The sequence below is a fragment of the Aminobacter sp. P4_D5 genome, assembly GCF_056401815.1.
In genome coordinates this window covers 1-14606 of the sequence record NZ_JBFUIP010000042.1, presented here as the reverse complement: position 1 = coordinate 14606, position 14606 = coordinate 1, and the positions used below count along the sequence as shown (strand labels likewise).

14 protein-coding genes are annotated in these 14606 nt (G+C 62.7%); 5 read left to right on the top strand and 9 right to left on the bottom strand.

Annotated features, from left to right (window positions below; genetic code table 11):
* Positions 1 to 63: 63 nt before the first annotated feature.
* Complete coding sequence (locus tag AC1DWF_RS11650) at positions 64 to 1413, bottom strand: serine hydrolase (RefSeq protein WP_476841696.1); 1350 nt, start codon at positions 1411 to 1413, stop codon at positions 64 to 66.
* A 256-nt stretch (positions 1414 to 1669) separates the two neighbouring features.
* Positions 1670 to 2881 carry a diaminopropionate ammonia-lyase gene (locus tag AC1DWF_RS11645; RefSeq protein WP_476781834.1) on the bottom strand — a complete coding sequence of 404 codons (1212 nt, stop codon included), beginning with the start codon at positions 2879 to 2881 and terminating at the stop codon, positions 1670 to 1672.
* 100 nt (positions 2882 to 2981) lie between these two features.
* Between AC1DWF_RS11645 and AC1DWF_RS11640 the strand changes: the two genes are divergently transcribed.
* Positions 2982 to 3470 (top strand): Lrp/AsnC family transcriptional regulator, encoded by a 489-nt coding sequence (locus tag AC1DWF_RS11640; protein ID WP_476781833.1) that lies wholly within the window; start codon positions 2982 to 2984, stop codon positions 3468 to 3470.
* A gap of 115 nt (positions 3471 to 3585) precedes the next feature.
* Here the strand turns inward: AC1DWF_RS11640 and AC1DWF_RS11635 are convergent, their stop codons facing one another.
* The 3 genes from AC1DWF_RS11635 to AC1DWF_RS11625 all read right to left on the bottom strand — a co-directional run bounded on the left by AC1DWF_RS11635 (position 3586) and on the right by AC1DWF_RS11625 (position 5360).
* On the bottom strand, positions 3586 to 3843 hold the full coding sequence (locus tag AC1DWF_RS11635) for a hypothetical protein (protein WP_476781832.1): 258 nt from the start codon (positions 3841 to 3843) through the stop codon (positions 3586 to 3588).
* Positions 3844 to 3961: 118 nt separating this feature from the next.
* On the bottom strand, positions 3962 to 4942 hold the full coding sequence (gene dapA / locus AC1DWF_RS11630; protein WP_476788024.1) for a 4-hydroxy-tetrahydrodipicolinate synthase: 981 nt from the start codon (positions 4940 to 4942) through the stop codon (positions 3962 to 3964).
* Positions 4917 to 5360 carry a hypothetical protein gene (locus AC1DWF_RS11625; RefSeq protein ID WP_476781830.1) on the bottom strand — a complete coding sequence of 148 codons (444 nt, stop codon included), beginning with the start codon at positions 5358 to 5360 and terminating at the stop codon, positions 4917 to 4919. Before AC1DWF_RS11625 ends, dapA begins: the two co-directional genes overlap by 26 nt.
* A 239-nt stretch (positions 5361 to 5599) precedes the next feature.
* Between AC1DWF_RS11625 and AC1DWF_RS11620 the strand changes: the two genes are divergently transcribed.
* Positions 5600 to 6211 carry a glutathione S-transferase family protein gene (locus tag AC1DWF_RS11620; RefSeq protein WP_476781829.1) on the top strand — a complete coding sequence of 204 codons (612 nt, stop codon included), beginning with the start codon at positions 5600 to 5602 and terminating at the stop codon, positions 6209 to 6211.
* 274 nt (positions 6212 to 6485) lie between these two features.
* Here the strand turns inward: AC1DWF_RS11620 and AC1DWF_RS11615 are convergent, their stop codons facing one another.
* The 3 genes from AC1DWF_RS11615 to AC1DWF_RS11605 form a co-directional block, all read right to left on the bottom strand.
* Positions 6486 to 6686: a hypothetical protein gene (locus AC1DWF_RS11615; protein ID WP_476841695.1), complete on the bottom strand. Its 201-nt coding sequence runs from the start codon at positions 6684 to 6686 to the stop codon at positions 6486 to 6488.
* Between the two features lie 39 nt (positions 6687 to 6725).
* A complete protein-coding gene (gene uvrB, locus AC1DWF_RS11610; protein ID WP_476841694.1) occupies positions 6726 to 9782 on the bottom strand; it encodes an excinuclease ABC subunit UvrB in 3057 nt (1018 codons plus the stop codon).
* A gap of 110 nt (positions 9783 to 9892) precedes the next feature.
* Positions 9893 to 10351: an SH3 domain-containing protein gene (locus AC1DWF_RS11605; RefSeq protein WP_476781826.1), complete on the bottom strand. Its 459-nt coding sequence runs from the start codon at positions 10349 to 10351 to the stop codon at positions 9893 to 9895.
* 164 nt (positions 10352 to 10515) lie between these two features.
* Between AC1DWF_RS11605 and AC1DWF_RS11600 the strand changes: the two genes are divergently transcribed.
* From AC1DWF_RS11600 to AC1DWF_RS11590, 3 genes are all read left to right on the top strand, one after another.
* Positions 10516 to 11709, top strand: coding sequence for a glycosyltransferase family 4 protein (locus tag AC1DWF_RS11600; protein WP_476781825.1), 1194 nt, complete (start codon positions 10516 to 10518; stop codon positions 11707 to 11709).
* A gap of 76 nt (positions 11710 to 11785) precedes the next feature.
* Positions 11786 to 12823, top strand: coding sequence for a CapA family protein (locus tag AC1DWF_RS11595; RefSeq protein WP_476781824.1), 1038 nt, complete (start codon positions 11786 to 11788; stop codon positions 12821 to 12823).
* A 180-nt stretch (positions 12824 to 13003) separates the two neighbouring features.
* Positions 13004 to 13957, top strand: coding sequence for a DUF3137 domain-containing protein (locus tag AC1DWF_RS11590; RefSeq protein ID WP_476788025.1), 954 nt, complete (start codon positions 13004 to 13006; stop codon positions 13955 to 13957).
* Between the two features lie 65 nt (positions 13958 to 14022).
* Here the strand turns inward: AC1DWF_RS11590 and AC1DWF_RS11585 are convergent, their stop codons facing one another.
* Positions 14023 to 14280: a SemiSWEET family sugar transporter gene (locus AC1DWF_RS11585; protein WP_476788026.1), complete on the bottom strand. Its 258-nt coding sequence runs from the start codon at positions 14278 to 14280 to the stop codon at positions 14023 to 14025.
* Between the last annotated feature and the right edge of the window lie 326 nt (positions 14281 to 14606).

The following is a 14606-nucleotide window of genomic DNA, read 5'->3' as shown; positions in this document are numbered from 1 at the left end:
ACCTAAAAGGAGAGCCTTGCTTGAAGCAATGAGGTACCGCCTACCCAGAGCCTGGGCGGGTGGCTAATCGGCCGCCCGCATTGCGGGCATGTTGGCGCCATTCTGATGCAGAGTCAGGCTTTTCGCCTGGCCGCTTGGAGCGACGTCGAAGCTGATCTGGGCGTTGACGACGGTGTAGAAGAATTGCGTCTTGCTCTCGGGAAAAATCTGTGCCTTAGGCTGGCCGGTTGCCTGGGCGAAGAGGTGTTCGCCCTCGCGCGTGATGGTCAGGATGAAGTCGGGGCTCAGCGGGTAGTCACCGACATAGCCGTCATAAATTGCCGGGTCGATGGCAAAAGCCACACGTTCTTTCGGTGGCTGGGCAAGCGGCATGCTGGGGTCGAGCAGGTGTCGGGCGATGTCGTCGACGCCGATTTCGGTCGATGTGTTGGAAAGCGCCACGACGCCGATGMCTTTGGCTGGCATGAAGCCGAGGAAGGAGCGGTAGCCGCCGGTGCCGCCATTGTGCCAGATCAGTTGGCTGTTCCCGACACCTGAGATGACCCAGCCAAGCCCGGTCTCGTCGTTTTCGCCGGTCGGACGCCGGGTCGCCAGGGTGGTGGCGAGTGCTGCCTGAAGCGGCGAGGGCCGCGCACCGAGCAGCAGTTCGAGATAGTTCAGCTGGTCGTTTACGCTCGACAACAGCGCACCGGCGCCGGCGAGCGTCGGCAGATCCCAGCCGGCAACGGGCGCGAGTGTCTGGTCATGGCCGTTGGCAAGCCGGTTCTTCATGTCGGGGTAGACGGTGTCGGCGGTCGACAACATGTCGAGCGGAGCCAGGATGCGCTCGTGCAGCAGGCTACCATAGTCGGTGTCGGCGTGTCGGGCCAGGGCGTGGCCGAGAAGCCCCATGCCGAGGTTCGAATATTCGTACTGGCTGCCGATGTCGCGGGGCAGGGCGTAGTCGGAGAGAAAAGCGTAAAGCTGCTCGACAGTGTAGTCGGCGTAGGGATTTTCGAGGTCGGCTGGTTCGAGATTGCCAGGCAGGCGAGGCAGTCCCGAGGTGTGGGTCGCGAGATCGGTCAGGGTGATCTGCCTGCCGCCGCGTTCCGGTACGGTCACCGTTTCGGGCAGATATTTGGCGACCGGGTCATCCAGACCGACTTCGCCGCGCCCGGCCATTTCGGCGAGCAGCAGGGTGGTGAAGGTCTTGGTGATCGAGCCGATTTCGAACACGGTGTCGCCGTCGACAGGGCGGGCATAAAAGGCACCGAAGCGGCCATGGGAGACGATACGCCTGCCTTCAGGACCAAACGTGCCGACGACGATGCCGAGGCTCTGCCTCTGCTCATCGATACGTTCGGCGAGGATGTGCTTGATCTCGGCATCGGAGGGAAAGTGCGACGGAACTTGCACAGGAACAGAAACGGTCATCGCTCGAAATGCCCTCTCATCTCAGACGTGGATGGCGGCTGATATCGAGCGGAGATTACATCAGCATGGCGGAAATGGAGCGGGTGCTGTCTGTGTGCCACATTACTCCCTCACCCGACCTTCGCTACGCTCGGTCGACCTCTCCCCGAGGGGAGAGGAGGTCTAAGACGTTGGCGCGCATGCCTTTTCTCCCCAGCGGGGAGAAGGTGGCCGCGAAGCGGCCGGATGAGGGGGCATTTCAGAACTTGAACGACAGCTATTTTCCTTCAATCGCTGCTGCATTGCTCATGAGATCAGCCGGCGTCAGGCCGACGAGTTCGCGGTAGCGGTCAGGGTCGGTGGCGCCTTCGGTGACGACCAGCAAAACCCGCGAGCTGGCGTCGAGGCTGATCGCCGTGCGCATTTCGGGATCGCGGGCGGCGGTGAGCAGGCCGGCGAGACCGGCGCCGCCGCTTTCGCCCGCAACAATCACCGGATCATGGCCGAGCGGGCGGGCGAGGCGGTTCATCACTTCGACCGCCGTTTCGTCCTCGACGGTTATGAAGGCGTCGGCGACGCGCGACAGGATACGCCAGGCGAGCAGCGAAGGTTCGTAGCATTCGAGCATCGCCATGACCGTCGGCTCGCCATGGGCTAGCTTGACCGGCTTGCCGGTGCGCGCTGTCTCGAAGATGCAGGCCGCGCGTGCCGGGTCGACCACGACGAAGGTCGGGCGCGCTTCGCCGAAGCGGCAGGCGAGATAGGCCGAGGCAGCAGCCGCGATGCCGCCAACACCGGACTGGATGAAGACATGGGTCGGCGGCACCGGCAGCTTTTCCAGGGCTTCGCGCATGATCGCGGTGTAGCCCTGCATGACCAGGCCGGGAATGCGCTCATAGCCTGGCCAGGAGGTGTCGGAGACGACGGTCCAGCCGTTTTGCGCGCAGACGCGCGCGGCCTCAGTGACAGAATCGTCATAGGTGCCGGCGACGCGGATGATCTCGGCACCGTAGCGGGCGATGGCCGCGATCCGCGCGTCGCTGACGCCACCATGCACGAAGATGACGGATTTCGCGCCGACCAACTGGGCGCCTTGCGCGACCGAGCGGCCGTGATTGCCATCGGTGGCGCAGCCGAAGGTCATGGAGGCGGAGATTTTCGCCACTTCGGGGTTGTGCAGTTCGGTGATGTCGACCGGGCGGCCGAGCTCTTTCTCCGCGGCTTCAAGCACGAGGCGGATGACGGCATAGGCGCCGCCGAGCGCCTTGAAGCTGCCGAGGCCGAGGCGGTAGCCCTCGTCCTTGAGATGGATGGCGCCAAGCCCAAGCTGGTTGGCGAGCGCGGGCAGCGAACGCAGCGGCGTTGGTCGGTGATTGGGCCGGTGCGACAGGAAGTGCTCGACCGCCTCGGCGGCAGCAACGCCGAGTGTTTCGGCATCGACCGCTTCAAGCGGCTTGCGATAGTCGGGGTGCTGGTTGAGGATTAGCATGGTGCGAGGCTCCTGTTTCCACGCATTGATATTGCGTGACAGGCGAGAAAGGCGCTCTAATTAGTGGCAAGTGGTGCAAGTTTGTTTCGCGGGGGCGCTGATGTTGAAACATGCCGGGCAGGGAAACGACCTCGACGCCTTTGACCTCAAGATCCTCGATATCCTGCAGCACAACAACGCCACGCCGCAGCGCGAGATTGGCGAGGCGGTCAACCTGTCGGCGCCGGCGGTGCAAAGGCGCATCAAGCGCATGGAGGAGAGCGGCGTCATTGCGGCCAATGTCGCGGTGATCGATCCCGGCAAGGTCGGGCGGCCGATCACCGTCATTGTCGAAGTCGAGGTGGAGAGCGAGCGGATCGACCTGCTTGACGCGACCAAGGCGAGCTTTGCCGCCGCATCCGAAGTGCAGCAATGCTACTATGTCACCGGCGAGGCGGATTTCGTGCTGATCGTGACGGTGGCCAGCATGGGCGAATATGAGGCGCTGACGCGGCGGCTGTTTTTCGCCAATCCCAACATCAGGCGCTTTCGCACGCTGGTGGCGATGGATCGGGTCAAGGCCGCGCTGACGGTGCCGCTAGGTGCTTGATATTCAGGTGAGGTCGGCTTGCAAATGGCAGCTTCCTGCGCTTCCTGAATCTCAAACACCTAGAGCACGAAAAAAGGCCCGCCGAAGCGGGCCTTTGGAAGCATCTCAGACTTGCCTAGTGGCGACCAGCGACGGTACCCAGATCGGAAAGCGGGTCGAGGCTGAGCGTGACGTCGCAGGGCGCGCAGAATACGGCGCCCGGCATGTGGTCGCTCTCGGCCAGGGCAAACCTGACGGCGGATTCCTTGTCGGCGAAAATGCCGCCAACCATGCCCAGTTCATCGCTGACAACCCAGCGCCCCTGGGGATCGCGGCCGACCATGAAGCGGTGGCTGTGAAGTGCGGGGTGAATGTCGCGAGCTAGAGTGCCCATGGTCGTTTGCCTTTCTCGATCGTCGCGGCGAATTGCCGTGCGGCCAGCATTGCTTTGGTGATGTGATGCGCCCGCCATAAGAATTCGATCGGCGGCAAGGTGCGAAGAAATTCAAATCCTATAAATGCCGGCTGGTCGACGTGGCGCGGGCGGCCATGCGTGCGGGGCGCAGCGTACGCGAGAGGTGCGCCTGCGCTTCAAGCCCTGACAGGGCATCGCGGATGGCCGAGGCCGTATTCGGCTCGACTTCGACCAGCGGCAGCCGGACATCCGGTGACATCTTGCCCATCAGGTGAAGGGCATGCTTGACCGGCACAGGATTGGTTTCGAGTTCGAGCGCGGCAATGAGCGGGCGCAGGCGGTTCTGGGTTTCGCGTGCCGTGTGCGGATCGCCGCGCCGGCAGGCGTCGTGCATGGCGACACAAAGACGTGGCGCCAGATTGGCAACCACCGAAATGGTGCCTTGGCCGCCCATGGTGTTGAAGCCAAAGGCGGTGGCGTCGTGGCCGGACAGCCAGATGAAGCGGTCGCCGAATTTTTGGGCTGATGTCATTACCCTGGAAAGGTCGCCGGTCGCATCCTTGAAGCCGACGATGTTGGGGATATCAGCCAGCCGCTCGATGGTGGCGGGGGCAAGGTCGACGCCGGTGCGCGCCGGCACGTTGTAGACAAAGATAGGGATGTCGACCTTGGCGGCGATGGTCTCGAAATGCCTGACGATGCCGGCTTGGCTCGGCTTGTTGTAATAGGGCGTGACCATGAGGGCTGCGTCGGCGCCGAAATCGCGTGCGGCCGCGGTGAAGGCGACAGTCGATTCGGTGCTGTTGGTGCCGGTGCCTGCTATGACCGGCACGCGCCCGGCGGCGACCGTCACGCAGCGGCGGATGATGGCGATGCGCTCATGCCACGACAAGGTCGGGGCCTCGCCCGTCGAGCCGCAAGGAACAAGGCCGTTGATGCCTTCGGCGATCTGCCAATCGACCAGCGCGGCAAGGCTTTTCAGATCGACTTCGCCATTCCTGAATGGGGTGACGAGTGCGGACAAGGCGCCCGATACGCGGTGGCGAAGCTGCTCAGTGGTCATGGCTGTGAGGGTCATGGCTGTGGGCCCGATCGTGCTGGAGGAAATTGGTGGCTCGCCTGCGGCGAACCAAGGGTTGCTGCTGAAAGCTCATCAGCAGCGAAGCAAGGACTGAAGCCGCCAGATCGGCATGCTCGCCCTTGCAGGCCCGACTGCCGTCTGTGGTGGCGTAGCGCATCGAACACACCCAGTGTCCCGCGTGGTTCCTGATGCTTTCGATGGATCTCGGCGGTTCAGCACTGGCGGCCAGCAGCAGCACGGCATCGAGCAGTGCGTCGGCTTCCATCAGCGCGCGGAATTTTCGGCGCGACTGCAGCGACCGGTCGTCGGGGTCATCAAAACCGAGGATGTCGGCGGCGGCCCAGACGTGGTGCTCGCGGAGGATCCTGATATCGGCGACACGGTCGGCCAGCGCAGCGATGTTTTCCTGCTTCATGATGAAGCAACAGATAGTCCTTCACCGCGTGTGAATTCGAGAGAGGGAAGAGGCGAGCTTTATAAGAATCGCATAGGGGCGGGCCTCGAATGGGCGTAGCCGCACGTGAGTGAAACGCCTCAAACAACTGCGCTGGCGCGAAACGAACTTGCGTCGACGAGGCGCAATGAGAGCGCAATCCTCGCCGCCCAAGGGCTAGAAAAGCTGGCTAGTCGGCCGCTGATCTGCACGGGAAAACGATGATCCTCTACTACCAGACCCATTCGCCCTTCGCCCGCAAGGCGCTCGTCTTCGCTCATGAGGTCGGCATCGCCGACCGGCTGGAAGTGGTCCATCACGAGACTAGCCCGACCTTGCGCAATGCGCGCGTCTACGCCGAAAACCCGCTCGGCAAGGTGCCGGTGCTGCTACGTTCGGATGGTGGAGCGATCTTCGATTCCGACGTCATCTGCGCGTATCTCGATACGCTGCATGACAGCCCGAAATTGATCCCAGACAGCGGCGAGGCGCGCTGGCAGGCGCTGCGGCTGCAGGCGTTGACGCAAGGGCTGGCACAGACGGGCATTGCCTTGCGGTGGGAGACGCAGCGGCGACCCGAGCATCTGCGCTATGAGGCGCTAGCAGAAGGTTTCAGGGAAAAGATCGAAGAGACCTATGACTGGCTCGAAGGCGAGCTCGATGACGATGCGCTGCATGTCGGGCATGTGGCGCTGGCGACTGCGCTGTCGTGGATGGCATTCCGCGACCTGCCATCATTTCGCGGGCGCAAGCGATTGACGCGCTGGTTCGATGCGTTCGAGACGCGTCCATCGATGCTGGCGACGCCGCTGTCGGGCGAGACGCACCACTGAGAGGATACCGCAGCGGTACGGTATCAACGCACAAGCTTGTCGTATTCAGCGTGAGAGCCGATCCAGAACCAAACGAAGTCACCATCGAGCTTCATCGCCAACGCGCGGTGATGGAGACCAACGCGCACGGACCAATATCTGCCAATCGGTTTCAAATGCAGAGACGGATGATACGGGTCCTTGCGCAGCAGCGCAAAGTTTCTATCGGCAAGTTGTCGTACGGGTTTGGGAAGAAGATCGTATGCCGCCCAGAATCTGGAACTGGCGTGATGAATCAAAGCGGTCGTGTCCGGCCGGCCTTCAATTCGGCCAATGCCTCATCAGCGAAGCGGTCCAGCTTTCCAGCTGACGCGTCGGCCTCGATCTGGCGATCCCAGCGCTCGGCCTGCAGTTCGGCKAACCAGGCGGCGAACTGCTTCAGCTCGTCTTTCGACAAGGCTTCTACGGACTTTTCGATCTGCTCAAGCTTGGTCATGAGCGAAAGATAGCACGGAGATAGCCTTAGACAAGCTGCCTACCGTCCCGGTCGTCCCGACTTGCTTGGCCGCTTCTTTTCGCGCGCGGCTTCGGCCGGATCCTCGTAGGAGCCTGCACCGATCTTGGCGCGCTTGACTGGTTTGACGCTTTCGATGGGCTTTTCCGTGCGGCGGACGGTCATTTCGTCGAGGCTGTTTTTCTTGAACAGCGATTTGGACGCATCGTCCGGCACGCCGTAGTCGGCGCCATGCGCCTCGTCCGCCGACTGCTTCTTGAACAACGAGCGCGGAATGGCGCCGGCTGGCGTCGCCATGTCGGTTCCTGGGCCCATGTCGTCGATATGCGGCTTGGCGAACAGCGACTTGCCTGCGGGAACCGCACCATCCGCGCCCATTTCGTCGAGCTTTGGCTTGCGGAACAGGTTCGGCCGGCTAGCCTTGGCCTCCTCCTCGGCGGCACGCGCCGCGTCGAGTTTGCGGAAACGTTCCTGCTCCTCGACCGTGCGATGCTTGGCCACGCCCTTGTTGTGCTTGCCTTTTTCGCGGCCGGAAGCCGGGCTTTCCATGTCGGCATATTTGGCCATCGGGTCGTCGGAGATGGCGAGTTCCATCTCGCGCAGGCGCTTGATCTCGTCGCGGATGCGGGCGGCCTTCTCGAAGTCGAGATCGGTGGCAGCGTTGCGCATCTGCTTTTCGAGCGCTTCGAGGTGGGCCTTGAGGTTGTTGCCCATCATCGCACCGGCTTCGTCGGTGAACTGCGAGATGTCGGCGCGGACGTGGTCCTTCTCGTAGACCGAGTCGAGGATGTCGGAGATGCGCGACTTGACGCTTTCCGGCGTGATGCCGTTGGCCTCGTTCCACGCCTTCTGTTTTTCGCGACGGCGCATGGTTTCGGCCATGGCGCGTTCCATCGAGCCGGTGATCTGGTCGGCGTAGAGGATCACTTTCCCGTCGACGTTTCGCGCCGCGCGACCGATGGTCTGGATCAACGACGTCTCGGAACGCAGAAAGCCTTCCTTGTCGGCGTCGAGAATGGCGACGAAACCGCATTCGGGAATGTCGAGGCCCTCGCGCAGAAGGTTGATGCCGACCAGCACGTCGAACGCACCGAGCCGGAGATCGCGGAGAATTTCGATACGTTCCAGCGTGTCGATGTCAGAGTGCATGTAGCGGACGCGGATGCCGTTTTCGTGCAGGTATTCGGTCAAATCCTCGGCCATGCGCTTGGTCAGCACCGTGACCAGCGTGCGGTAGCCGGCCTTGGTCGTTTCGCGGATTTCGCCGACGACATCGTCGACCTGGGTTTTTGCAGGACGAACCTCGACGGGCGGGTCGATCAGGCCGGTCGGGCGGATGACCTGCTCGGCGAAGACGCCGCCGGCTTCTTCCATCTCCCAATTGCCGGGCGTCGCCGAAACGGCGACGGAAAGCGGGCGCATGGCGTCCCACTCCTCGAAGCGCAGCGGCCGGTTGTCCATGCAGGACGGCAGGCGGAAGCCGTATTCAGCCAGCGTCGCCTTGCGCCTGAAGTCGCCGCGATACATGCCGCCGATCTGCGGCACGGTGACGTGGCTTTCGTCGATGAAGACCAGTGCGTTGTCAGGGATGTATTCGAACAAGGTTGGCGGCGGATCGCCGGGGCGGCGGCCGGTGAGATAACGCGAATAGTTTTCGATGCCGGCGCAGGAGCCGGTGGCGTCGAGCATCTCCAGGTCGAAGCGGGTGCGCTGCTCCAGCCTCTGGGCCTCGAGCAGACGGCCAGCCTTTTCAAGCTCTTGCAGGCGATGCTGCAGCTCTTCCTTGATCGACTTGATGGCTTGATTCAAGGTCGGGCGCGGCGTCACATAGTGCGAGTTGGCGTAGATTTTTACGCTCTTGAGGTCGCCCGTCTTCTGGCCGGTGAGTGGATCGAATTCGGTAATGGCATCGATTTCGTCGCCGAAAAGCGAGATGCGCCAGGCCGAATCTTCCAAGTGGGCCGGGAAGATTTCGATGGTGTCGCCGCGCACGCGAAACGAGCCGCGGACGAAGTTGATGTCCTGGCGCTTGTATTGCTGGGCAACAAGATCGGCGAGGAGCTGGCGCTGGTCGAGTCTGTCGCCGACCGCCATCTGGAAGGTCATGGCGGTGTAGGTTTCGACCGAGCCGATACCGTAGATGCAGGAAACCGAGGCGACGATGATGACGTCGTCGCGTTCGAGCAGCGAGCGCGTCGCCGAGTGGCGCATGCGGTCGATCTGCTCGTTGATCGTCGATTCCTTCTCGATATAGGTGTCGGTGCGCGGGACGTAGGCCTCGGGCTGGAAGTAGTCGTAATAGGAGACGAAATACTCGACCGCGTTGTCGGGGAAGAACTTCTTGAACTCGCTGTAGAGCTGTGCGGCGAGCGTCTTGTTGGGCGCCAGGATCAGCGCCGGGCGTTGCGTCTGCTCGATCACCTTGGCCATGGTGAAGGTCTTGCCGGAGCCGGTGACGCCGAGCAGCACCTGGGTGCGTTCGGCCGAATTGACGCCTTCGACGAGGTCCTTGATGGCGGTCGGCTGGTCGCCGGCCGGTTCGAACTCCGACTGCATGACGATCTGGATGCCGCCTTCGGACTTGTCCGGGCGGGCAGGACGGTGCGGTACCCAGATCTCGCCGTCCTTGTGCAGCGGGTTGCCGCTTTCGRTCAGCGCCGACAGGGCCGCCACCGTTGCGGTGACGCCGGAATTGGACAAGGACGCCGCATCTTCGAGCGAGATGTCGAGGCCGGCGACCGGGCTGAGACCGGCGGCGGTGCGATCCTTGGCCGAGGCGGCACCCCCCATCGAGGTGCCGCGCGACGAGCGGGTCGGCGCCGAACTTTTCTCGGGAATCTTCTTGGCTTTGGGTTGAGGCTTTTCGGCCTCCTTGGCGATCTGGTCGGCCCAATCGGCGATGGAGCCGGACAATGGCGCGCCGGTGAATTCGGCCTGCGGCGCTTCGCCCAAGCCAGGGCGATGCAGCGGCTCGGAAGCGTCGAGGAAGTCGGTTACGCCATTGCCGCCGCGCTTGCGCGGGGCGGCACGGTTGTCAGCCCCCGAAACGGGCGATTTCTTGTCAGGAGATTTGGCCATGGCACAAATATGGGGGGTATCCGGAAAAATGGAAAGGGCGCGGGAGCCGGAAAGCCGGTACCCGCGCCGATGCGCTTAGGCGCTCCTGACATCAGGCTGTCAGGAAGTCGTCACCTCGGGCAGGGAAAGCCGGGAGCGATCTTGCAGTTGGCGCCGGGCGGACGCGGCCGGGGAGGACGTGGATTCGGCGGACGATTCCAGCTGGGAGGCGGGCGATTCCAGTGTGGTGGGGGCCGGTTCCAGTGGGGCGGACGATAGTTCGGTGGCCGAATGAAAATCGGTGGTGGCACCACGACGACTGGGGGCCGGTAGTTTGGGCGCGACAGGAAGTTGGCGGAGACCCAGCCACGAAGCCGGTCACCACGGATGTTGCACCAATTGTCCTGGCAACTGCGTATGTCTACCGGCGTGCCGGCCAGGAGCATGCCGGTGCGGTCATAGCCGGTGCCGGGGCCGGCGCGGACATTCACATTGCCTGTGGTAAATCCGTTCGCGGCCGAGGCCGCCGCCGGCAGAATCACCACGCCGGCCAGTATGGCGGCGGCAGTGACAAGTCTTCGAAAACGCATGGGCAGTGCTCCAGACCGAATTTCAATTCGAACGGTTGCAGACTACTGCCTATCCCCGCGCGCGCCAGTGTGTTGGTATCATTATCCTTTACGCCCGCGTAATTGCACTGTTGGTCCCGCCGAAGCTACGGTTTGCGGCGACGTGTTTGCGCGATCGCCCATGAATGCTAGATAGCGTTCGCTCAATTCCGGACCCAGGCATCAATGATCCCAGTGACCAGCAGCCCGACGCAGCGCATGCCCCAGACATTGTTGGCTTTGACGCGATGAAGATCGCGCATCTTGTCGGCCATGGCGCGCTGAACGGCGTTGCCACCAGCTCGCGCATCTTGATCCAGGCACAGCTCGATGCCGGGCATGAGATCATGCTTGTGCATTCGCTGAACTCCTGGATCGAACATCAGCCATTTATCGGGCCGATCCAGATCATGGGTTCGAATTTTGCCACCACCCCGTCCGAGCTTCGCCGCGTCGGCTATGCCATTCGCGATTGGGGCGGCGAGATTGTGCATGCGCATGGCAGCCGTGGCAACAAGTTCGGGCTGGTTTTCCGCTGCGCGGCAGGCACGCCGATCGTGATGACGGCGCATGCCAGGCAATACCAGCTGCCGTGGCTGTTTGCCCATGAGGTGATCGGGCTCAGCCAGTGGACGGTGGATTATTACATCAAGCACTGGCTGGTTTCGCGCCGGCACATGCATCTGCTGCCCAATATGTTCGACGTCTCCAGGATCGAGGTCACCAGCGCTGCCCGCAAGGCGCAGGCCCGGGCGACCCTAGGCATTCGCGACAATGCGTTCCTGATAGGCTCGGTGGGACAACTGGGCGGGCGCAAGAACCAGATCGACATGGTCAGGGTGCTGCGCGAGTTGGTGGCGAAGGGCGTCGATGCCGAATTGCTGGTGATCGGCTCGACCGATCAGGGCAAGGACATCATGCCCGATTGGGGCGCCGCCATTACCGCAGCTGAGGTGCAGGGCAGGATCCATCTGCCCGGACTGCGCCAGGACACGCTGGAGCTGCTGCCGGCCTTCGACGTTTTCCTGATGACGTCACGCGACGAGCAGGCGCCGATCGCGCCGCTGGAAGCCATGGCGACAGGCTTGCCGGTGCTGTCGACGCGGGTCGGCAACATGGTCGATCTGTTGCCGCCAGAACGCACATTCGTGGTCGGCGACGTGGCCGGCATGGCGGCTGCGGTACTGAAGCTGCAGGATGAGACCGCGCGCCGGGAGGTGGGCCTGGCGGGGCGGCAGGAGATCGCGCGGCAACTCGACCCGCAGCGCATCGCCGGCGAGATCGACAAGATCTACCATCTGGCCATCAACCGTTCGAGCATGAAGCGCCGKCAAAAATAGACGGGGGCAGCGCGTGAGCGCCAGTCGCGCGTAATGAATTGCTGGTAGGGTCGAGCCGGTCAATTGCGGGCGCAGCGTGTCCAACTATCCATTTTCCTACAAGGTTTCCTGGCCGGCCCGGTTTCTCAAGCCGTCATTGCGCGGCGATGCTTCGGGCAATGTGCCGGCGCGTGGCGCGTTTCTGCCCAAGCCCGATAAAAGTGTGCGGCTGGCCTTCGTCGGCGATATTTCCGCTGTGGCCAATCGGCGGCCGCCGGTGTGCGACGCCGAACTGGCGGCGCTTCTGACGTCAGCCGATCTGGTTGTCGGCAATTGCGAAAGCCCCATCGTGGACAGGCCGAGCGCGCGGTTCGGCACCCTGGTCGGCACGCACCACGCCATGACGCGCGGGTTTTTGGCCGGTGCGCTGGAGGCCGTGGGCGTCGCACCGGGTCGTTTGGTGCTGTCGCTTGCCAATAACCATGTGCTCGACCAAGGCATTTCAGGGTTCGAGGCGACGCGGACGGCGCTCGATACACTTGGCATTGCGACGGTCGGGACGGCGCCTACGGTCACCAAAATTGCCGTTGGGCCGATGACACTTGGACTTGCGGCGTTCACGCAATGGCGCAATGCGCCTGCCGGGCAGTTTGCCGGACGCGTGGCAATGGCTGACGATTTTTTTGCCGCCGCCGACAAGGGGCTTTCTGACGGGACCGACCTGGTTTGCGCGGCGCCGCATTGGGATTGGGAGTTCCGGCATTTTCCGCGTGCCGAGACGCGCGCATGGGCACAACGGCTCGCAGAACTCGGCGTCGGGCTCATCGCCGGACATCACGCCCATGTCGTGCAGCCGATTGCGCGTATTGGCGACGCGCTGGTCGCCTATGGGCTCGGCGATTTTCTCGGCACCGCGCTTGCACGACAACGCTGGCCGGCGCGGATCGGGGCGATCTTGGTCGTCGAAGTCAGCGCCGATGCGCCAACACGCGGGCAGATCGCGAGCTATCGCCTGGTGCCGTTCGTGCGTCAGCGCGACGGCGACCGCGAGAAGATGGTGCCGCTCGAAAAGGCCGAAGGGCGGCTGGGGGCCAAGATGCGGGCGCGGTGGGCTGCGGTCCACGGCGCAAGTTAGTACGGCTTCACGAGTTGAGTCTGGTTCTTGCGCTATCTTGTTGATTTCGCCTGCAGGTGGGGGCCGATCGCGTGAATTGCTTTTGCGAAAACAGACGTCGATTTTCGCAACGACGGATAGGCAAAGCCGCTATCATCCGGCCAACAGCCGGCAAGGCTTTGGCATGGTGAGGGGGATTTTGTGAGCGCAACTGGTTTCATGCCTGACGAGGCGGCAATCGCGGGCATCAGGCGCGACATCGAAGGCTACGAGGCACAGCGCAAGGCAGCCGCTCGATCGGTGCGCTGGCGCGTGCCGCTCTATCTTGGCCTGCTGCTTGTGATTGTCTTTGGCTTGGCGATGGTGCTCAACCTTGGCGCCGATCCGTACGAGCAGTGGTTCTCGACGCTGCACATCTACCTCTACCTGGCAGGCTTCCTGCTCTCCTTCGCAGTCTATGTGCTGGCATCGAGCGCTGGCGGCAGCCTGCAGGCATCACTGCGGGACAAGCTGCTGCCGACCGCGTTTGGCTTCATCCAGGACGTTAGGCTTCAGAAGGCCGTTTCGCCGGAGAGCTTCGCGCGGCTACCGCGCGAGAGCGTTGGAGACTATGACGGCAGCGTGTTCGACGACGTCATCTCCGGCAGTTACGACGGGTTCTCATTCGAGCTTTACGAGGCGGCGCTGTGGAGGCGCTCCGGCAAAGTGAATGTCGAACTGTTCGATGGGATCATCGTCGCCTTCGACATGGTCAAGCCTTTTCCAGGCATCCTGATCGCGACGGTCCGGACCAATGCGGTGATGAGCTTTTTCAGTGAAATCTTCGGCAGCCAACTGAAGGAGATCAGGTCGGGGGTCCAAGAACTCGATATGGCCTATGAATTCCGAACCGCCAATGTCGATGCCGCGCAGCCGCTGGTGTCAGGGCAGATGGCGCAGGCGCTGACCTGGCTCAAGGAGACCTGGCCGGGGGAACCCGCGCGCCTCGCGCTCAAGGGCAAGGACGGATTCCTGCTGTTGCCGCACAAGAAGAATTTCTTCGAGCTGCCGGCCTCGAATGTGCCGTTGGACTACAAGACGCATATCGAACCGATGATCGCCGACATGGCGACGATGCTGGCGATCACAGCGCTGGTGCGCAAGATCGGGACTTGAGACCGTAGAGCCTGTTGGAGCATGATCTTTTCCGAAAACCGGTTCCCACTTTTCGGGATCATGCTCTAGCCGAAGCGCAGCTTCAGCCCGACGATGGCGAGGATGAAGACCAGCGTGATCGAGTTCGACAGGATCACCGGCAGCGAGCCGATAGCGAAGCCGTAGACGATCCACAGCGAGATGCCGGTGGCGAGCGCTGCGTTGGTGCCGAGCGAGATGTCGCTGGTCTTGCGTTCGCGCAGGATCTTGGCGATCTGCGGCAGCCAGGCGAGCGTGGTCAAGATGGCGGCGACGGCGCCGACGATTTCGAACAGGGGGTTCAAGACGGGAGCTTCCCTAAAGCACAAATTGTGCGGCGCGAGCTATGCCAGATTGGCTCTCGGCTGTGAAGCGGATGAAATGGGCTGGATCAACGAAAAGCCGGCGCAAAACGTCGCGGGATCATGCCGAAAATGGTGCCGAGAAAATGTGCTTGTGCGGTAGCGACTAACGGTTTCGTGATCGCCGAATTGCAAATCCGGCACTCGCATGGCCGTGYGATGACGCAGATGTGACGGTCTCCAGGCTATGGAGGGCAAGGGCCCCGATGGTTTTGCCATGTTTGCAAATCAGCCCGAGCGAGGCTGGTTGCGTCGGAATGTGGCAGAAA